A 20,611-nucleotide genomic window follows, 5' to 3' on the forward strand; every position below is an offset into this window, starting at 1 on the left:
CTATCGGCCCGCACGGGCACCCTGATCGTGCGGTTCGTCACCGACCGGCTCGGCCAGCAGCAACTTCTCCAGCGCGGGGCGGTCCGGCAGCCCTTCGGGCCGTACGACCTCGCCGGTGCGTACGTACAGGAAGGCGGCCGTCACCGACTCCAGCGGTACGTGCTGCTGCTCGGCCCAGGCGAGACGGTAGAGCGCGAGCTGGAGCGGGTCGGCGGTGCCGGATCGGTTCGTCTTCCAGTCGACGATCTCGTACGTCGCCGTCTTCCCGTCGCCCTCCTTGTAGACGGCGTCGATGCGGCCGCGTACGACACGGCCGGCGAGCGGGAGCTGGAAGGGGGCCTCGACGCGGTACGGGGTGCGCCGGGCGTACTCGGTGCGTTCGAAGGCGTCCTTGAGGAGTTCCAGATCGCGTTCGTCGGCGATCTCGGCCTCACTGCCGGGAAGCTCCTCGGGTTCGAGCAGGGGCAGCGTCAGTGGCTCGAAACGGGCCTCGACCCAGGCGTGGAAACGGGTGCCCCGGCGCGCGGCGGGCTGGGGCGGGCGGGGCATGGGCCGGGCCAGCTCCTGCGCGAAGCCGTCCGGGTCGGCGGCCAGGCTCAGCAACTGGGTGGCGGTCAGCGACGCCGGTAGACGCACCTCGGTGACGCTCTCGCGGGCGCGCAGGAGCTCCCCGGTGAGGGCGTCGAGGTCGCGGTCCCAGGAGGCGACGGTGCGGGCCTCCTCCGGGCTGAGGCGGGCGGGGCCGGTCTGCCCGGACCGTGGTTCCTCGTAGTGAGGGCGGGGCCGGTCGGTGTTGCCGGGCTGTCCCGGAGGCGTCGCCTGGTGCGGGATGGTGGGGCTGCTGTCCGGTGGGACGGTGAGGTCCGGCGGGGCGGTTGGCCGGCCCCCGGCCCAGGAGTCCCAGTCGGCCGGGTCTTCGTCCGTCCAGCCGGGGTCGCCGAGGATCTCTTGCTCCCCGAGTGCCTCGTCGTCTTCAGGGGGCGGCGGCCAGTCCGGGTCGTCGTAGGTGTCCGGGTCGTGCGCGGCGGCCGGGTGGGCGGCCTCGTGGGAGGCGAGGCTGTCCAGATGGGCGAGGACCGTCTCGGCGGCGGCCCGGCGTCGGGCGAGTGCCTCGTCGTCCAGAGGCAGGGGCCAGGCCTGCTCGGCGGTCGCCAGGTGCAGGGCGGGGTTCTCCTCGTCCTCGGCGGGTTCGTCCGCCCAGACCTCGGTCTCGCCGTAGCCGGCGGCGCAGTGCTCGTGGAGTGCCGTGAGGAAGTCGGACGGTCCGCGGGGCTTCTTCTGGCTGGGCCCCCACCAGTGACCGGAGCCCAGCAGCAGGGACCGGGGGCGGGTGAAGGTGACGTAGCCGAGGCGGAGTTCCTCGGTGTGCTGGTGGTCCTTCATGGACTCGTGGAAGGCCTTCAGGCCCCGGGAGTCCCAGGACCCGACGTCGGGCAGGGTGTCCGCGTCGCCGCGCAGGCCGTGCGGCAGCACCTTGCCCTGGGCGGTCCACTTCTCCCGGCCCTGCCCGCTGGGGAAGGTGCCGGTGACCAGACCGGGTACGGCGACGACGTCCCACTCCAGGCCCTTGGACTTGTGCGCGGTGAGCACCTTGACGGTGTTCTCGCCGCCGGGCAGGGCGTTGTCGAGGCCCTTCTCGTACTGGGCGGCGGTGCGCAGGAAGCCGAGGAAGGCGAGCAGGGAGGCCTCGCCGTCGCTCGCGGCGAAGGACGCGGCGACGTCCAGGAAGTTCGACAGGGTCTCGCGGCGGCGGGCTGCCAGGGCGTGCGGGGACGCCGACAGCTCGACCTCCAGACCGGTGACCGCGAGGACCCGGTGCAGGACGTCCATGAGCGGGTCGGCCAGGGCTCGCCGTAGGTCGCGCAGTTCGGTGGCCAGCCGTGCGAACCGCACGCGCGCGTCCGGCGAGAAGGGCAGTCCGTCGTCGTCCCCGGTGCCGTCCAGCGGCGTCTCCAGGAAGGTGTCGAGGGCGTCCGCGAGCGATATCACCTCGGACGGGTCGACGCCCTCGACGGCCTCGGCGAGTCGTCGGTCGGGGTCGTCGTCGCCGTCCACGCGCGCGTGGCTCACCAGGTTCCGGGCGCGGCGGCCGAGGAGGGCGAGGTCGCGCGGGCCGACGCGCCAGCGCGGGCCGGTGAGCAGGCGGACCAGGGAGGCGTTGGCGCCGGGGTCCTGGAGGACTTCGCAGACGGCGACCAGGTCGGCCACCTCGGGCAGGTGGAGCAGTCCGGAAAGGCCCACCACCTCCACGGGGACGTCGCGGGCCACCAGCGCACCCTGGATCTCGCCGAAGTCGGTCGCCGTGCGGCACAGGACGGCGATCTCACCGGGCGCCTTGCCCGTGCGCACGAGGTGGGCGACGGAGTCGGCGATCCAGTCGATCTCCTCGGCGTGGGTGCGCAGCAGGGCGCAGCGGACCATGCCGTCGCGTTCGGCGCCGGGGGCGGGGCGCAGGGCCTCCACGCCCGCGTGCATGGCGCGCAGTGGGTCGGCGAGGCCGTTGGCGAGGTCGAGGAGGCGGCCGCCGCTGCGGCGGTTCTCGCTGAGCGCCTGTCGGGTGGCGGAGCGGCCGTCCGCGTGTGCGAAGTGCTCCGGGAAGTCGTCGAGGTTGGCGACGGAGGCTCCGCGCCAGCCGTAGATGGCCTGGCAGGGGTCGCCCACGGCGGTCACGGGGTGGCCGGTGCCACCGCCGAACAGGCCCGCCAGGAGGATGCGCTGCGCCACCGAGGTGTCCTGGTACTCGTCGAGCAGCACCACCCGGAACTCGTCGCGCAGGACGCGGCCCACCTCCGGGAGCCCGGCGAGCTGTGCGGACAGGGCGATCTGGTCGCCGAAGTCGAGCAGGTCGCGTTCGCGCTTGGCGGCCCGGTAGCGGGTCACCAGGTCGGCGAGGGCCCGGCGCGCGGTGGCGGCCTCGGGGACCTTGCGCAGATCGGCGTTGGAGAGCTTGACGCTCTGCAGGGAGTCCAGGAGGCCGGCGTCCCAGGCGCGCAGTTCCTCGGGTTGTACGAGGTGCTCGGCGAGCTCGGCGTCGAGGGCGAGGAGGTCGCTGACCAGGTCGGCGAAGGAGCGGGTGAGCGCCGGGTAGGGGCCGGGGGCCTCGCGCAGCACGCGCGCGGCGAGCTGGTAGCGGGTGGCGTCGGCGAGCAGACGGGAGGTCGGTTCCAGGCCGAGGCGCAGGCCGTGGTCGGTCAGGAGACGGCCCGCGAAGGCGTGGTAGGTCGAGATCACCGGTTCACCCGGCGGGTTGTCCGGGTCGATCACGTCCGGGTCGGTGACGCCGGCCCTGATCAGTGCCTTGCGGACGCGTTCGGCGAGTTCTCCGGCCGCCTTGTTGGTGAAGGTGAGACCGAGGACCTGTTCCGGGGCGACCTGGCCGGTGCCGACCAGCCACACCACGCGCGCGGCCATCACCGTCGTCTTGCCCGACCCGGCTCCGGCCACGATCACCTGCGGGGCGGGCGGCGCGATGATGCAGGCCGTCTGCTCCGGGGTGAAGGGGATGCCGAGGAGCTCCTTGAGCTGCTCGGGATCGGTGAGATGGGCGGGCACGTCTCAGAGGCTAGCGGCGGGTACTGACAGCGGGCGCCGGATCGCCTTCGGAGTGGAGGAAGGCGCAGGTCAGCACCTGTGGTGCGTCTCATCACACCGGGCGGCCGGTCGGCTTTGGCCAGTCACTCCACGACGTGCCGGCCCTCGGGTCGTGCGCTGCACGACGCGCGGAAGGCGCAGTGGGCGCAGTGCTGGCCCGCGGTCGGCGTGAACCGTTCGTCGAGGACCTTGCCGGCGGCCGTGGCGAGCAGGTCCCCGACCCACTCGCCCGCCGGCCCTTCCAGGGAGTCCTGTGCCTGCACCTTGGGGAGGCTCTCGCCGCCGTCCCGCTTGGGAGCGCCCTGCCTCAGCTGGACGAGTTCCGCGCCGCCCGGTTCGGGGCGGGCGCCGTCGAAGGCGTCGTCGACGGCGCCCTCGCGGACGGCGAGCTGGTAGACGGCGAGCTGGGGGTGGCGGGCCACCTCGGCGGAGGTGGGCGCCTGTTTGCCGGTCTTGAAGTCGACGACGTAGGCGCGGCCGTCGCCGTCGGTCTCGACCCGGTCCATCTGGCCACGGATGCGCACCTCGTAGTCGCCCGCGCCCAGGGTCACGTCGAAGTCGTGCTCGCTGGCCACCGGTGTGCGTCCGGCGCGGTCCATGACGTGCCACTTCAGGAAGCGTTCGAGCGCCACGCGCGCGTTGGCCTTCTCCTGCGCCGACTTCCACGGGGCGTCGAAGGCGAGCGCGTTCCACACCGATTCCAGGCGCTCCATGAGGACGGCGAGGTCGGCCGGGGTGTGCCCGGAGGCGACCTCGTCGGCGAGGACGTGCACCACGTTGCCGAAGCCCTGGGCGGCGGTCGCGGGCGCGTCGGCCTTCACCTCACGGCCGAGGAACCATTGCAGGGCGCAGGTGTTGGCCAGCTGGTCCAGGGCGCTGCCGGAGAGCGTGACGGGCTGGTCGCGGTCGCGCAGGGGCACCTTGCTCTCGGTCGGGTCCCACATGCCCCACCACCGGTAGGGGTGGGCGGACGGCACCAGGGGGCGGCCGTCCTCGTCGGCGAGGGCGGCGAGGCGGGCCAGGCGGCGGGCGGCGGCCTCCCTCAGCGGTTCGGAGACGCGGGGATCGACCGTGGTGGCGCGCAGCTCGGCGACGAGCGCCGAGACGGCCAGCGGGCGACGCGGGCGGCCCGTGACGTCGGCGGGTTCGACGCCGAGTTCGGTCAGGAACCGGGAGGGCTGGTCGCCGTCGTCGGCCGGCGCCTTCACGGCGGTCACGACGAGCCGTTCCCGGGCGCGCGTGGCTGCCACGTAGAACAGGCGGCGCTCCTCGGCGAGCAGCGCGCCGGGCGTGAGCGGTTCGGCGAGGCCGTCCCGGCCGATCCGGTCGGCCTCCAGCAGGGAGCCGCGGCGGCGCAGGTCCGGCCACAGCCCCTCCTGGACGCCCGCGACGACGACCAGCCGCCATTCCAGCCCCTTGGAACGGTGGGCGGTCATCAGGCGGACGGCGTCGGGGCGGGCGGCACGCCGCGTGAGGGTGTCGGCGGCGATGTCCTCGGCGTCGATCTCCTCCAGGAAGTTCAGGGCACCCCGGCCGCCGGTGCGCTCCTCCGCGCGGGCGGCCGTCGCGAAGAGCGCGCACACGGCGTCGAGGTCGCGGTCGGCGTTGCGGCCGGCCGCGCCGCCGCGCCGGGCGGAGCGTTCCAGACGGGTGGGCCACGGCGTGCCCTCCCACAGGTCCCACAGCGCCTCCTCGGCGCTGCCGCCGCCCGCCAGGCGCTCGCGGGCCTTGCGGAGCAGCGCGCCGAGTCGCTGGGCGCCACGCGCGTACGCGGGGTCGTGCACCGCCAGCCGCTCCGGCTCGGCCAGCGCCCGTGCGAGCAGTTCGTCCGAGGGCGGCGGCAGCGGGTCGCCCGCGGCGCGCTCCTCCTCACGCAGGGCACGGCCGAGGCGGCGCAGGTCGGCGGCGTCCATGCCGGCGAGCGGAGAGGTGAGCAGGGTGAGGGCGGTCTCGGTAGGGAGCCAGCACGGCCCCTCCGCGCGGTCCGCGCGTTCACCGGGCGCGGGCTTCACCGACGTATCGCCGGCCGCCCCGCCCTCCGCCTCCGGGACATCACCAGGGCCCGCCGCGGACCGCCCCTCCGCAACAGCGTCGGGGTTCGCCGCGAGCCGCTCCCCCGCCTCCGCAACAGCGCCAGGGCCCGTCGCGGACCGCCCCTCCGCCTCCGCAACATCGCCAGGGCCCGTCGCGGACCGCTCCCCCGCCTCCGCCTCCGCCACCGCTCGCAGTGCCGTCAGCAAGGGCGCCACCGCCGGCTCGTGGCGCAGGGGAAGGTCGTCGCCGTCGATGTCCAGGGGAACGCCGGCCGCGGTGAGGGCCCGGCGGGCCGTGGGAATGGTGCGTGAGCCGGCGCGCACCAGGACGGCCATGTCGCCCCAGGGGACACCGTCCTCCAGGTGGGCCCTGCGCAGGATGTCGGCGATGTTGTCCAGCTCGGTGCCGGACGTCGGGTACGTGAACACCTCGACGCGCCCCCCGTCCCGCACCGGAGCGAGCTCACGGTGAGCACGCACCTTGCCGACCGGGAGCCGGGTCAGCGGCATGCGCTGGGTCACCAGCCGGGTCGCGGCCAGCAGGGCGGCCCCGGACCGGCGTGAGGTCCGCAGCACCTCGACCGGCGCCGGGCGGCCGTCCGCGCGCGGGAAGGCGGTGGGGAAGTCGAGGATGCCGTTCACGTCCGCGCCCCGGAAGGCGTAGATCGACTGGTCGGGGTCGCCGAAGGCGACAAGGCAGCGCCCGCCCCCGGCCAGGGCCTGCAGCAGCCGTACCTGGGCCGGGTCGGTGTCCTGGTACTCGTCGACGTAGACCGCGTCGTACTGCGCGGCCAGGTGTGCGGCGACCTCGGGGCGGCGGGCGAGGAGCACCGCGCGGTGGACGAGTTCCGCGTAGTCGAGCACTCCCTGGAGGTCGAGCACGTCGAGGTACTCGGCGAGGAAGACGGCGGCGGCCCGCCAGTCGGGGCGGCCGATGCGCCGGGCGAAGGCCCCCAGGGCGTCCGGGCCGAGACCCAGTTCCCGGCTGCGGGCGAGGACCGCGCGGACCTCGTCGGCGAAGCCCCGGGTGGTCAGGCAGGCGCGCAGCTCGTCGGGCCAGCGCACATGGGCCAGGCCGAGCCGCTCCAGGTCGACCTGCCCGGCGAGCAGCTCGCGTACCGTCACGTCCTGCTCCGGGCCGGACAGCAGCCGCAGGGGTTCCACGAACAGGTCGCTGTCCTGGTGGGCGCGGACCAAGGCGTAACCGAAGGAGTGAAAGGTCGTCGCCCGGGGAGCACGGGTGGCTCCCATGCGCAGCGCCATCCGGTCGCGCAGTTCGAGGGCCGCCTTGCGGCTGAAGGTCAGCACCAGGATGCGCTCGGGGTCCCCGCCCCGGGCGATCCGGTCCGCCACGGACTCGACGAGTGTGGTGGTCTTGCCGGTGCCCGGGCCCGCGAGGACGAGCAGCGGTCCGGTCCCGTGGTCAACCACGGCGCGTTGCGCGGCGTCCAGACGAGGGGGATCCATTCGCTCCGGCGGGGTACGCACCAGTCGGTAAGCGCCACGGCTCCCCCGTCGCGCCTGGGGGTGCGACGGGTGTCTGGTGGAGGAGAAGGAGCTCACGTGGTTCGCCGGTCCTGGTGGGTGTGCTGGTGGGCCGTCCGCGCTGCGGGGGCCGCGGGGTGAGGGGGACACGTGCGGCCGACGCTACGCCGACGAATAGGGCGGAAGCAGGGCTTCCTCTTCTTCCCTCGGGTCACGCGTGGCGCCGGTGTCCCCCGCCCCACGAACGTACGTCATGTCACGGACGTACCCGAAGTGTCCCTTTTTCCTCATACGGAGTACGGGTCACACGTCGGTCGGCCCGATGGCGGAAGCTGTCAGGTGTGATCCTGCGCGCGTTCGCCGCCGTCCCACCGCGCCCGCTTCAGGTCGAGGCGGGGCAGATGGCCCTCCGCGGCTCTGCTCGCCTCCTTCAAGGGGGTGCCCTCTTCCCGGTAGCGGTCGAGCGCCTCCAGCTCCTGGCCGGCGAGGAGAGCGCCGTCCGCGCGGACGACGCGCCACCACGGAACGCCTCCCCCGTAGAGGGACATCACCCGTCCGACCTGGCGGGGTCCCCCCTCGCCCAGGTACTCGGCGATGTCCCCATACGTCATGACGCGGCCCGGCGGGATCAGTTCGGTCACGTCGAGGACCCGCTCGGCATACTCCGGCAGCGCGTCCGCGTACTCCGGGCGCGCGTCGTCCGGAAAGCTCTGCTCGCTCATCCGACCCATCCTGCCCCACCCCACCGACAACGCGACGCGCTTCCGACGGTGCGCGTGGCTCGCCCGGAAACGGCGCTTCGGGCAGACTGTGCGGCCCGCACAGGCACCCTGATGCCCGCCGATGCCGACGCGGCATGCCACCATCGTGCGGGCGGTGACCAGTGATACGAGAGCAAGAAGAGGCGATGAAGCAGCAGGGTGCGCACCCCGGGGACGCCGAAGGCACCTCTGACTCTTCGTCGCGCCCGGACACCGCGGACGGAAACGGCGACAAGGCCACCCGACAGGCGGCCGCGGGCAGGACGGCGACCGCCGCCGACCCCGACGACGTCGCGCACATCGACGAGGTGGAGGGCGACGAACCGCTGCTCCCCGCGCGCGTGCACCGTCCGTCCGACCTGATGCGGCTCCTGGTGGGTGTGCTCGCCGTCGCCGTTCTGCTCGCCATCGCCGCCTTCGCGCACGGCACCACCTCGGGCCTCGAACAGGACATCAGCAAGGGCACCGGGCAGGCGCCCGACCTGCTGATCAAGATCGCGGGGCTGGCCTCCAGCATCGCGATCCTTCTGGTGCCGGTCGCGTTCGCGATCGAGCGGCTGATCAAACGGGACGGCCTGCGGATCGCCGACGGCGTACTGGCGGCGGTCCTGGCGCACGGCGTGACCCTCGCCACCGACCTGTGGGTCGCCAAGGCCGCCCCCGGCTCCATCCAGGAGGCGCTCACCCAGCCGTCGCCGGGCGACCTCCACGCTCTCACCGACCCAGTGCACGGCTACCTGGCGCCGGTCATCGCCTACATGACGGCCGTCGGCATGTCGCGCAGGCCCCGCTGGCGCGCGGTGCTGTGGATCGTGCTGCTCCTCGACGCCTTCTCGATGCTGGTCACCGGCTACACGACGCCGTTCTCGATCATCCTGACGGTACTCATCGGCTGGTCCGTCGCCTACGGAACGCTGTACGCGGTCGGCTCCCCCAACGTCCGCCCCACCGGGCAGACGCTGATGGCGGGACTGCGGCACGTCGGCTTCCGCCCGGTGACCGCCGCCCGCGAGGAGGCGCCGTCGGACACAGCGGAGACCGGTGACCGCGGCCGCCGCTACTTCGTCACCCTGGAGGACGGCCGGCCGCTGGACGTGACGGTGGTGGACCGGGAGCAGCAGGCGCAGGGCTTCTTCTATCGCGCGTGGCGCAATCTGACGCTGCGCGGCTTCGCCACCCGCAGCAGCCTCCCGTCACTGCGGCAGGCCCTGGAGCAGGAGGCGCTGCTCGCCTACGCCGCGATCGGGGCCGGCGCCAACGCCCCCAAGCTGATCGCGACGTCCGAGCTGGGCCCCGACGCCGTGATGCTCGTCTACGAGCACACCGGCGGGCGCACTCTCGACTCGCTGCCGGACGAGGAGATCACCGACGACCTGCTGCGCGGCACCTGGGAGCAGGTACAGGCCCTGCAGTCCCGGCGCATCGCGCACCGCCGGCTGGTGGGCGACGCGATCCTGGTGGATCGTTCCGGCACGGTGATCCTCACCGACCTGCGCATCGGCGAGATCGCCGCCGGTGACCTGCTGCTGCGCATGGACATCTCCCAGCTCCTGGTGACGCTGGGCCTGCGGGTGGGCGCCGAACGCGCGGTCGCCTCGGCGGTAGAGGTGCTCGGCCCCGACGCCGTGGCGGACTGCCTGCCGATGCTCCAGCCCATCGCGCTCAGCCGCTCCACGCGCGCGACGCTGCGCAAGCTGGCCCGGGAGCGGGCCGAGCGCGAGCGGGAGGCGGTCCTGGAGTCGTCCCGGCAGGCCAAGCTGGCCCGCTCGGAGGCGGCCGCGGGCGAGGACACAGGCCCCGCACCCGAGCCAGCCGAGAAGCCCGACAAGCCCGAGAAGCCCGAGAAGCCCGACAAGAAGGCCGTACGCGCCGAGCAGCGGGCGGAGAAGCGGGCCGTGGACGAGGCGTTGGAGGAGGCGCGCGAGGAGGACCTGCTCACGCAGATCCGGCACGCGGTGCTGCGGATCCGACCGCAGGCTCCCGTCGAGCCGGCCCGCCTGGAGCGAGTGCGACCGCGCACGCTGATCAGCTTCATCGCGGGTGCGATCGGCGCCTACTTCCTGCTGACGCAGCTCACCCACATCGAGTTCGGGCCGCTGATCTCGAACGCCCAGTGGGGCTGGGTGGCCGCGGCGGTGCTGTTCTCGGCGGCGAGTTATGTCGCTGCGGCAATGGCCCTGCTGGGGTTCGTGCCCGAGAAGGTGCCGTTCCTGCGAACCGTGGCCGCGCAGGTCGCCGGATCGTTCGTGAAGATCGTCGCCCCCGCGGCGGTCGGCGGCGTCGCCCTGAACACCCGCTTCCTGCAGCGCGCGGGAGTACGGCCGGGGCTCGCGGTGGCGAGTGTCGGCGCGTCGCAGCTGTTCGGTCTCGGCTGTCACATCCTGATGCTGCTGTCCTTCGGCTATCTGACCGGCACCGAGAAGACACCGTCGTTGTCGCCGTCCCGGACGGTCATCGCGGGTCTGCTGACGGTGGCGGTGCTCGTGCTCGTGGTGACGTCGGTGCCGTTCCTGCGGAAATTCGTCGTCACGCGCGTGCGGTCGCTCTTCGCCGGTGTCGTGCCGCGCATGCTGGACGTGCTGCAACGACCGCAGAAGCTGGTCACCGGCATCGGCGGCATGCTGCTGCTCACCGCATGCTTCGTGATGTGCCTGGACGCTTCGATCCGCGCCTTCGGCGACGAGTCGACGTCGATCAGCCTGGCGAGCGTCGCGGTCGTCTTCCTCGCCGGCAACGCGCTGGGATCGGCGGCGCCGACCCCGGGTGGTGTGGGCGCGGTGGAGGCGACCCTGACGGTCGGCCTGATCGCCGTCGGCCTGCCCAAGGAGGTCGCCGCCCCCGCGGTGCTGCTGTACCGGCTGCTCACGCTGTGGCTGCCGGTGCTGCCGGGATGGTTGGTCTTCAACCACCTGACACGGAAAGAAGCGCTGTAACGACGTCGTACGCCGGGGTCAGCCTCATACACCGAGGTTGCCCCGTACGCGTCGCCTCGCGCGCGCGTGGGTCCGTACGCACCGCCTCGCGCGCGTGGGTCCGTACGCACCGCCTCGCGCGCGTGGGTCCGTACGCGTCGCCCCGCGCGCGTACGTCCCGGCGGCTGCTAGCCCCGTACCTCGTACGGCCCCTGCCCCGAGCGCACGGCCCCGCGCGCCCGCACGATGGTCACATGCCGAACTCCTTCCGGCTGCGCGCCGCCGCCCTGGCCGCCGCGACCGCCGTAGCCATGTCCGCTCTGCTGACCGGCTGCAGCGACGACTCCGGCGGCGACGAGGACCTGACGGCTCAGAAGCTCGGATGGAAGGACTGCCCGGCGCCGTCCGAGGCCGAAGGCGGCGGCGCGGCCCCGTCACCGCTGCCGGACGGCGACGAGTGGCAGTGCGCCACCATGAAGGCGCCGCTCGACTGGGACGACCCCGAGGGCGACACGATCGGCCTGGCGCTGATCCGGGCCGAGGCCAGCGGGGAGGCGGACCGGCGGATCGGCTCACTCCTCTTCAACTTCGGCGGCCCCGGCGGATCGGGTGTCACCACGCTGCCCGCCTTCGGCCAGGACTACGCGAAACTGCGCACCCGCTACGACCTGGTCAGCTTCGACCCGCGCGGCGTCGGCCGCAGCGCCCCCGTGGAGTGCCTGGACGACAAGCGGCTCGACACCTACTTCCAGCAGGACGCCACCCCCGACGACGCGGCCGAGCGCACCGAGTTGCTGGACAACACCGAGGAGTTCAACGCGGCCTGCGAGAAGAACTCGAAGAGGATCCTGCCGCACGTGCGCACCACCGACGCGGCCCGCGACATGGATCTGATGCGCCAGGTACTGGGCGACGACAAGCTGCGTTACTTCGGCGTCTCCTACGGCACCGAACTCGGCGGCGTCTACGCCCACCTGTTCCCCGACAAGGTGGGCCGGGCCGTCTTCGACGCGGTCGTCGACCCGACGCAGACGCCGGAGGAGGGCTCGCTCGCGCAGGCGAAGGGCTTCCAGCTCGCGCTCGACAACTTCGCCGAGGACTGTGTGTCGAAGGTCGAGGACTGCCCCGTCGGGGACAGCGCCCAGAACGTCAAGGACCGTATCGCGCGGCTCCTGAAAGACCTCGACCGCACACCGATCCCCGGCGTCTTCCCTCGCGAGCTGACCCAGACCGCCGCGACCGGGGGCATCGCGCAGTCGCTGTACTCGAAGGACTTCTGGGAGTACCTCACCGAAGGCCTGGAGCAGGCGTACGACGGTGACGGCAGGGTTCTCATGGTGCTGTCGGACGCGTTGAACGGGCGTAACGAGAACGGCCAGTACAGCAACATCACCGCGGCCAACGTCGCCATCAACTGCGCCGACGACAAGCCGCGGTACGACCCCGCGTACGTGGAGCGCAGGCTGCCGGAGTTCAGGGACGCCTCCGCGCTGTTCGGGGACTACCTCGCCTGGTCCATGCTCAGCTGCGCCGACTGGCCGGTCCCCGGTGCCGCCGACCATCCCGACGTCCGCGCGCCGGGCGCTCCGCCGATCCTGGTGATCGGCAACACCGGCGACCCGGCGACGCCCTACGAGGGCGCGGGGAGGATGGCGGCCGCGCTGGGGAAGGGCGTCGGTGTGGAGCTGACCTACAAGGGCCAGGGGCACGGTGCCTACGACAGCAAGAACGAATGCGTGCGGGACGCGGTGCACGGCTACCTGCTGGACGGGAAGGTACCGGCAGCCGGAACCGTCTGTTCCTGACCCTCCCCCGTCCCCTCCGACAACTCCACAGCTCGACCGAACCCACAGGTCAGAGCGTTATCCACAGGGCTCGGCGGGCTTTACGTGATCCGCCTACCATGGCATGACCGCCTTCCGCCGCACGGCGCGGACGGCTTGCGAGGGGGGAGAGCACATGGCGCGTCTCGTACGGTGGACGGCTCTGACGGCCGCCGCCGCACTGCTGACTACGGCAGGCTGCAGCAGCGGCTCGTCCGGTGAGGACAAGGACGCCGGGAGGACGGGCAGCGGGCGGCCGTCGGCGGCGGCACCCTCCGGGGTGCCCGAGTCGCTGGCCTCCCAGACGCTCGACTGGGACCGCTGCAAGGGCACCGCCGACTCCCCCGCCCCGGACGGCGACTGGCAGTGCGCCACGCTCGAGGCGCCGCTCGACTGGGCCGAGCCGGGCGGCGAGACGATCGACCTCGCGCTGATCCGCGCCAAGGCCACCGGCGACGAGCGCATCGGCTCCCTGCTGTTCAACTTCGGCGGCCCCGGCGGCTCGGGCGTCTCCATGATGCCCTCCTACGCCGGCACCGTCTCCTCCCTGCACGAGCGGTACGACCTGGTGAGCTGGGACCCGCGCGGAGTGGCCGCCAGCGAGGGCATCCGCTGCCGCGGCGACGAGGCGATCGAGGACGCCGAGTCGGTGGACTCCACGCCGGACACCGCGACCGAGGAACAGGCGTACCTGAAGGACGCCTCCGACTTCGGCAAGGGCTGCGAGAAGGCCGCCGGAAAGCTGATGGCGCACGTCTCGACCACGGACACCGCCCGCGACATGGACCTGATGCGGCATGTGCTGGGCGACGAGAAGACGCACTACTTCGGCATCTCCTACGGCACCGAGCTCGGTGGCGTCTACGCCCACCTGTTCCCCCAGCGCGTGGGGCGCGTGATCCTCGACGCGGTCGTGGACCCGAGCGCCGACACGATGGGCCACGCCGAGAACCAGGCCAGGGGCTTCCAGCGCGCGCTGGACGACTACCTGGAATCCACCGGCAAGGACCCGGAACAGGGATCGCGGGAGATCGCGGACCTGCTGGAGCGGCTCGACGCGGAGCCACTGCCGACGTCGTCGCCCGGGCGGAAGCTGACGCAGACACTGGCGCTCACCGGCATCGTGCTGCCGCTCTACAGCAAGGACGGGTGGCCGGCCCTGACCAGCGCGCTGGCGGCGGCCGAGGAGGGCGACGGCTCGGAGCTGCTGGCGCTCGCGGACGGCTACAACGAGCGTGACCCCTCGGGGCGCTACGGCACGACGACCCACTCCCAGCGGGTCATTTCGTGCCTGGACGACAAGCAGCGGCCGACCCTGGAGGAGACGAGGAAGCTGCTGCCGAGGTTCGAGAAGGTCTCACCCGTGTTCGGGGCCTTCCTCGGCTGGGACACGGCCGGGTGGTGCCACGAATGGCCGGTGGCCGGTCAGCACCAGACCCCGGAGGTGAGCGCTCCCGGCGCGGCTCCGATCCTGGTGGTCGGCAACACCGGCGACCCGGCCACGCCCTACGAAGGTGCCCGCAGGATGGCGGACGAGCTGGGCAAGGACGTCGGTGTGATGCTCACTTGGAAGGGCGAGGGGCACGGGGCGTACGGGAGCGGGAGCGACTGTGTCGACTCCGCGGTGGACGCCTACCTGCTGAAGGGGACGGTGCCCGAGGACGGCAAGGTCTGCTCATGACGGCGGCGGGGGTTTCGGGCACCCGCGGTGCGCGAAACCCCCGCCGTCCGGGAAGCGGGGCCGAGGCCTGGTCAGTAGACGGGCTTCTCCGGCTCGATCTGGTTGACCCAGCCGATCACGCCGCCGCCGACGTGGACGGCGTCCGAGAAGCCGGCGGACTTCAGGACCGCCAGGACTTCCGCACTGCGGACACCCGTCTTGCAGTTCAAGACGATCTTCTTGTCCTGCGGGAGGCTCTCCAGGGCCGAGCCCATGAGGAACTCGTTCTTCGGGATCAGCCGGGCGCCCGGAATGGAGACGATCTCGAACTCGTTCGGCTCTCGGACGTCGATGAGCTCGATGCTCTCGCCGTCGTCGATCCACTCCTTGAGCTGCTTGGGAGTGATCGTGGAGTCGGCCGCCGCCGCCTGGGCCTCCTCGGACACGACGCCGCAGAAGGCCTCGTAGTCGATGAGCTCGGTGACGGTCGGGTTCTCACCGCAGACCGCGCAGTCGGGGTCCTTGCGGACCTTGACCTGGCGGTACTGCATCTCCAGGGCGTCGTAGATCATCAGGCGGCCGACCAGCGGCTCGCCGATGCCCGCGAGGAGCTTGATGGCCTCGTTGGTCTGGATGGAGCCGATGGACGCGCACAGCACACCCAGGACGCCGCCCTCGGCGCAGGAGGGGACCATGCCGGGGGGCGGGGGCTCCGGGTAGAGGCAGCGGTAGCAGGGACCGTGCTCGGACCAGAAGACGGAGGCCTGGCCGTCGAATCGGTAGATCGAGCCCCAGACGTAGGGCTTGTTCAGCAGCACGCAGGCGTCGTTGACCAGGTAGCGGGTCGCGAAGTTGTCCGTGCCGTCGACGATCAGGTCGTACTGGCTGAAGATGTCCATCACGTTGTCGGCCTCGAGCCGCTCCTGGTGAAGGACCACGTCCACGTACGGGTTGATGCCCTTGATGGTGTCGCGGGCGGACTCGGCCTTGGAGCGGCCGATGTCGGACTGGCTGTGGATGACCTGCCGCTGCAGGTTCGACTCGTCGACCTCGTCGAACTCCACGATGCCGAGCGTGCCGACACCGGCTGCCGCCATGTACATCAGGGCCGGCGAGCCGAGACCGCCCGCGCCCACGGCGAGCACCTTCGCGTTCTTCAGCCGCTTCTGCCCGTCCATCCCCACGTCGGGGATGATCAGGTGGCGGGAGTACCTGCGGACCTCGTCTACGGTGAGCTCGGGGGCCGGCTCGACCAGGGGTGGCAGCGACACGGGGACTCCGTTGGTCGGTCAGTGATTACGGTTGTTCTGCTCGTAACACTGCCACGGCCTTTTTCATTCCGAGACACCCGTCCCGACTCGCGAGACAATCTCGTCCCAGTAGCCGGGCATCGTCTCCCAGGGGTCGACTCGGCCGCCCCGGTCCGTACGGTCGGTGAAGTAGATCGTGCCGGCGCCCTGCCAGCGGGCGATGCGCAGCGCCTCCTCCAGGTGCCCGCGGGGGACGCCGTGGACGAAGTGGCAGAAGCGCTCGGGCGGATGGTCGGCGCTCCACTCGGCCGCCTGGGACCAGCGGTAGTCGCTCCAGGAGCCCGAGAAGGTGACGAGTTGGTCGGCGTTCTCGGCATACCCGGGGTGGGGGTGGGTGCCATGGCCGAGGACGATGTGGGCGTCGTCACGGATCACCCGGAGAGTGGTGACGGTGCGACGGACCTCGGGAAGGTCCGCACGTTCGGACGGGCAGCGGCCGAGGACGAAGCCGTCGACCCGGTACCAGTCGAGGTACCGGTGCGCGTCGGAGATCAGTGCGCCGAAGCTCCGTGCCCCGTGAGCGGCGTCGAGGTGGCCGAGGACGCGGACGCCCGCGTTGCGCAGGTGGCCGGCGGCCTCCAGGCAGCGCGGGTCGGGATGGGCACCGGGGCCGTCGGCGACGTTGAGGACGACCCAGTGCAGGGGTGTGCCCGGACAGGTGAGGTCGGCCCACTCGGCGGGGGCGACGAGGGGGTGGGCCAGCCCCGGGACACCGAGACCGGTGCGGACGTCGGTGCTCGCGGCGCCCGCCGCGGTGCCGGTCAGATACGGCATGCCGCCTCCATCCAGATATCGGCGAGGGACTCTTCGAGGCCGATCCGGGGCCGCCAGCCGAGCCGGTCGCGCGCGGTGCGCACGTCGGCCTGCTGCCAGCTGCCGCAGCCGTCCGGGTAGGGGTGGGCGGCCGGGGGCGCGTGCTCGGCGTCGGCGCGGTCGCCGCGGTGCCCGAGGGGGTCCGGGCGGTGGTGGCCGAGGCCGTCGGTGCGGTGGTGGCCGAGGGAGTCGACGCGGTGGCCGACGGATTCGGTCCGGGGGTGGCCGATGGTGGGCCGCAGTGCGCCGGGCGGTCCGTCGAGTTCGTGCAGTGCGCCGCCGTAGCCGGCGACGCGGGCGAGGGTGGCGGCGGCGTCGCGAAGGCGCACGGCGCGGCCGGAGCCGATGTTGATGACGCCCTGGGCCGCCGAGAGCGAGGCGGCGTGGACGGCGCGGGCGACGTCGCGGACGTCGATGAAGTCGCGCTGGGCGCCGAGGCCGCCGAGCCGGAGTTCGCCGTCGCCGGACTGCATCGCGCGGCGCATGGCCTCGGCGAGGCGGCCCAGCGGTGAGCCGGCGGGGGTGCCTGGGCCGGCGGGCGAGAAGACGCGGAGGACGACGGCGTCGAGACCGGCGCCGAGGACCAGTTCGGTCGCGGCGAGTTTGCTGACGCCGTAGGGACCGCCGGGGCGGGGCACGGCGTCCTCCGCGGTGGAGGAGCCGGGCTGGCTGGGGCCGTACTCCGCGCTGCAGCCGACCTGCACCAGGCGGGCGCCGCAGCCGCTGCGGCGCAGGGCCTCGCAGACGGTGGCGACGGCGACGGTGTTGTGCCGGGTGAGTTCGCGGGCGCCGCCCCGGGTGGCACCGGCGCAGTTGACGACGACGCCGGGGTGGACCGCGTCGAGGAAGCGGGTGAGGGCGCCGGGGCTGCCGGTGGCGAGGTCGAAGCGCACGTCGGCGTCGTCGCCACGGCCGAGAGCGGTGAGCTGGACGGCCGGGTCCGCGAGCAGACGGTCGGCGACGAAGCGGCCGATGTAGCCGTTGGCTCCGATCAGCAGGACTCTCATCGGGCGGCTCCCGGTGCCGAGGCGTCGGGTCGGGAGGTGGTCATCTGGGGGCTCCTTCAGAGGGTGGGGTAGACGGGTGGGGGCTGCCCGGGGGCGCGGTCATGGCGACCGCTCCGTCGACGCGTGGGCCGAGGCCCTGGTCAGGCGGCGAGCCGCGTGGGCCAGGAGGGTCAGGGCACCGATGCCGCAGACCGCCGTCGGAACGCCGGCCGGGCCGCAGGCGGCGATCACGGCCTCCACGGGGGCGGCCAGGAAGCCGCAGCCGGGGAGGCGGCAGGCGAAGAGCGTGGCCAGGGCGGCCGCCTGGGCGGCGGCCGAAGCGGCGAGGATCAGCGTGGGGGCGCGGGTACAGCCATGCACGGTGAGCAGACGGGCGAGCATGAGCAGGGCGCCCAGGGTGAGTGCCTGGGGGTGAGCGGCGGGCTCCCCGAGGACCGCGCCGGTCAGCGCGACCAGGGCTGTCAGGACGCCCATGAAGAGGGCGAACGTGCCCAGCAGAAGGGGGCGTACGGAGGCGGAGAAGTCGGACAGGCCCCGGCTGGCCGCCAGTTTGCGGCGGGCTCGCACGGTGAAGAGGTGGGTGATTCCGGCCGCGGGCGCGCAGGCCAGGGCGAGGGCCAGTACAGGAGCGACTGAGACGGGCCACGGTCCGTCGGCGGTGCCGTCGGGCAGGCCGTCCGGGCCGCCGGCGAGCGCGGCGTGGAGCAGTCCGTCACCGAAAAGGGCGTAGCCGACGAGCCAGCAGGTCCAGACGCCGGTGACGCGTGCCGCGGCGCTCAACGGGCCCCGGCGCAGGGCCGCGCGCAGGGCCAGGGTCACCGCGAGGACGCCGACGACGGCCGCGATCAGGCGCGGTCGGCCGTCGGTGAGGCGCAGGCCGGCCACGGCGGTGGCGCACAGCGTGCCGGGCAGCAGGGCGAGGAGGATCCAGGTGGTGTGGCCCCGGGGGGCCGGCTGGTCCGTGGGGCCAGGGGAGGCGTCGGCGTCGCGCGGGACGCGGGCGTACATCTCCTCCGCGAGGGAGAAGACGTCCCGGTGGCGGAAGCGTGCGGCGGTCCGGTCGGTGACACCGTGCGCCTCCAGGCCCGCGGCGATCTCCAGCGGGTCCACGGCGCGTTCGCACAGGGCGCGGTGCCGGTGGAGCAGGGCCTTCACCGGATCCGCTGCGGCGCGGCGAGCAGCGGACGACGGCCGATCACCGGCGACGCCCGCTCCACCGTGCTCGGCCGCGTTGCCGACAGTAGCCGCCTTGCCGAGTGAGGCCGCCTTGCCGACAGTAGCCGCCTTGCCGAATGAGGCCGCCTTGCCGACAGTGGCCACCTTGCCGACGGCAGCCGCGTTGCCGCCCGGGGTCTCGGGACGGTCCAGGTCGTCGAGGCCGCTCATCGGGCCGCCTCGGTCGCGGTGACCGGGGTCGTGGCCCGGACGGGGGCGTCCGTCGCCCAGCGGGGGCCGCCCCGAGCCACGACCCGAGTCGCGGGGTCGGCCCAGCGGCCGGGAACGTGCGCCTCGGCGGGAACGGCGAACGGCAGGGGCTCGCCGGTGCCGTCGAGGACGACGCGACGTACGGGCGTCCTCGAAAGGATCTCCAGGTAAATGCCGTGAAATGCCGCGACATTCTGCTCGACGGTGAACAGCTCCAGTGCGCGGGCGCGCGCGGCGGCACCCAGGCGCGCACGGCGCTCGGGGTCCCGCAACAGTGCGACGCACGCCTCGGCGAGCGCCCGGGGATTGCGCGGGGGCACTACGAGCCCGGTGCCACCGATGGCCTCCACCACCGCGCCGACGTCCGTGGACACCGTCGCGCGACCGGAGAGCATGGCCTCGACCAGGCCGACCGGGAATCCCTCGACGACACTGGAGAGGACCACCAGGGCGCCCGAGGCATACACGTCGGCGCGGGACGGCAGTCCCGGACCGCCGGTCTCCTCGAAGGACACCGGATTGCGGCCGACGGCGTGCGGACCGTCGGCTTCGTCGGGGAACAGCTGGGCGGCCAGGCCCTTGCAGTGGGCGAGGTAGGCCGCGCCTTCGGGACCCGAGGGGCCACCGGCGATCCTAAGGCGCGCCCCCGGCACCTCCTTGCGGATCTCCGCGAAGGCGTGGAGCAGCGAGACCAGGTCCTTGGCGGGCTCGACGCGGCCTGTCCAGACGAGGGTGTGCGGGTCGGCGCACTCCGGCGCCTCCCCCGTCTCGGCGAAGGGGGCCGGGTCCATGCCCGGGTGGACGGTGCGGAGTTTGGCGCGGTCGGCACCGCAGCGCTCCTGCCACCGGCGCGCGTGCGCGTTGCCGGGCGTGATCACGGCCGCGCGCCGGTAGGTCTCGGCGGCCAGCCGGCCGTGGAAGGCGGCCAGCAGGGACCGTATCGCGGGTGTCGAGTCGGGCTCCGTGAGGTAGTGCGTCCGCAGCCGTACCCCGTATTCGGTCACCAGCAGGGGCACGTCGCAGAAGTGCCGGGCGAGCAGGCCCACAAGCGCCGCCGCGCCCCCGGAGGCGGCGTGGCACAGGTCGACCGCGCCGAGGCCGTCGTCCTCGTACCAGTCGAGCGACAGGGGGCGCAGGGCGCGTTCGAGGCGTGCGGCGACCGCGAGCAGATCGGGGACGCGCGCCTCGTGCGCGGAGCGGTGGGCGCCGGGCGCACGACAGGCGCGTTCCAGGGCGCGTACGGCGGTCTCCGAGCGCAGCGCGCCGGGCAGTCCGCCCTCGTCGCGGGCGAGTTCGGCGAGCCCGTACAGCGCGCTGGCGAAACGGTCCGCCTCAACGGCCGACGCCTCCTCGGAGAACCCGGACGGGTCTCCGGGGGCCGTCGCGCACAGGGCCGCGGCCAGTTCGCCGTAGGACTCGGCGAAGCGCCGGCGAGCGCGCCGTCCGTGGGCGACCCCGTCATCGACGGCGTCCCACGGCGACGCGGTGCGTACCCGGCTGACCTGCGGCGGCAGCGGGACCCACCCCTCGGCCTCCTGGCGCTCGCCGCGGCTGAGCGCGTAGACGTCGAACTCGTGCTGTTCGAGCCCGCGCACAAGCCGGTCGCACCAGAGCCCGGCCTCAGCGCTCACATACGGATAACCACCCTCCGTAAGCAGTCCGATGCGCACGCGCGCACCCCCGATCTCCCGTTTGGGGAGCCGTCGTTGGCCCGGCGGCTCGCAGCGGGACGAACGTATGCGGACAAGGCGGTGGCGCGATGGACGGTTGTCCGTCGCGCCACCAAAAGGG

Annotated in this window: 11 protein-coding genes; 3 read left to right on the top strand and 8 right to left on the bottom strand. The window is 73.2% G+C overall.

Annotated elements, in window-relative coordinates:
• The 3 genes from QC283_RS03860 to QC283_RS03870 all read right to left on the bottom strand — a co-directional run bounded on the left by QC283_RS03860 (nucleotide 1) and on the right by QC283_RS03870 (nucleotide 7,831).
• A complete protein-coding gene (locus QC283_RS03860; RefSeq protein ID WP_279559896.1) occupies nucleotides 1-3,552 on the bottom strand; it encodes an ATP-dependent DNA helicase in 3,552 nt (1,183 codons plus the stop codon).
• A gap of 122 nt (nucleotides 3,553-3,674) precedes the next feature.
• Nucleotides 3,675-7,187: an ATP-dependent helicase gene (locus tag QC283_RS03865; protein ID WP_279559897.1), complete on the bottom strand. Its 3,513-nt coding sequence runs from the start codon at nucleotides 7,185-7,187 to the stop codon at nucleotides 3,675-3,677.
• A 257-nt stretch (nucleotides 7,188-7,444) separates the two neighbouring features.
• Entirely contained in the window at nucleotides 7,445-7,831 is a 387-nt protein-coding gene (locus QC283_RS03870; protein WP_279559898.1) for an MGMT family protein, read from the bottom strand.
• Nucleotides 7,832-8,016: 185 nt separating this feature from the next.
• Here QC283_RS03870 and QC283_RS03875 point away from each other — a divergent pair, with 185 nt between their 5' ends.
• The 3 genes from QC283_RS03875 to QC283_RS03885 all read left to right on the top strand — a co-directional run bounded on the left by QC283_RS03875 (nucleotide 8,017) and on the right by QC283_RS03885 (nucleotide 14,286).
• The gene (locus QC283_RS03875; protein ID WP_279559899.1) at nucleotides 8,017-10,803 is read left to right on the top strand and encodes a lysylphosphatidylglycerol synthase transmembrane domain-containing protein; all 2,787 of its coding nucleotides are present in this window, start codon (nucleotides 8,017-8,019) and stop codon (nucleotides 10,801-10,803) included.
• A gap of 233 nt (nucleotides 10,804-11,036) precedes the next feature.
• A complete protein-coding gene (locus tag QC283_RS03880; RefSeq protein ID WP_279559900.1) occupies nucleotides 11,037-12,587 on the top strand; it encodes an alpha/beta hydrolase in 1,551 nt (516 codons plus the stop codon).
• 154 nt (nucleotides 12,588-12,741) lie between these two features.
• Nucleotides 12,742-14,286, top strand: coding sequence for an alpha/beta hydrolase (locus tag QC283_RS03885; protein ID WP_279559901.1), 1,545 nt, complete (start codon nucleotides 12,742-12,744; stop codon nucleotides 14,284-14,286).
• Nucleotides 14,287-14,357: 71 nt separating this feature from the next.
• On the opposite strand, the gene moeZ is transcribed toward QC283_RS03885, so the two are convergent.
• The 5 genes from moeZ to QC283_RS03910 form a co-directional block, all read right to left on the bottom strand.
• The gene (gene moeZ / locus QC283_RS03890; RefSeq protein WP_279559902.1) at nucleotides 14,358-15,536 is read right to left on the bottom strand and encodes an adenylyltransferase/sulfurtransferase MoeZ; all 1,179 of its coding nucleotides are present in this window, start codon (nucleotides 15,534-15,536) and stop codon (nucleotides 14,358-14,360) included.
• A gap of 63 nt (nucleotides 15,537-15,599) precedes the next feature.
• The gene (locus QC283_RS03895; protein ID WP_279559903.1) at nucleotides 15,600-16,349 is read right to left on the bottom strand and encodes a spherulation-specific family 4 protein; all 750 of its coding nucleotides are present in this window, start codon (nucleotides 16,347-16,349) and stop codon (nucleotides 15,600-15,602) included.
• Nucleotides 16,337-17,395, bottom strand: coding sequence for an NAD-dependent epimerase/dehydratase family protein (locus tag QC283_RS03900; RefSeq protein WP_279559904.1), 1,059 nt, complete (start codon nucleotides 17,393-17,395; stop codon nucleotides 16,337-16,339). The genes QC283_RS03895 and QC283_RS03900 overlap by 13 nt, the downstream gene beginning before the upstream one ends.
• A 99-nt stretch (nucleotides 17,396-17,494) precedes the next feature.
• The gene (locus QC283_RS03905) at nucleotides 17,495-18,781 is read right to left on the bottom strand and encodes a hypothetical protein (RefSeq protein WP_279559905.1); all 1,287 of its coding nucleotides are present in this window, start codon (nucleotides 18,779-18,781) and stop codon (nucleotides 17,495-17,497) included.
• Nucleotides 18,778-20,490, bottom strand: a complete 1,713-nt coding sequence (locus QC283_RS03910) for a DUF3492 domain-containing protein (protein ID WP_279559906.1) — start codon at nucleotides 20,488-20,490, stop codon at nucleotides 18,778-18,780. The genes QC283_RS03905 and QC283_RS03910 overlap by 4 nt, the downstream gene beginning before the upstream one ends.
• Nucleotides 20,491-20,611: the final 121 nt, after the last annotated feature.

Source organism: Streptomyces sp. DH41 (genome assembly GCF_029813785.1).
Classification (GTDB): domain Bacteria; phylum Actinomycetota; class Actinomycetes; order Streptomycetales; family Streptomycetaceae; genus Streptomyces.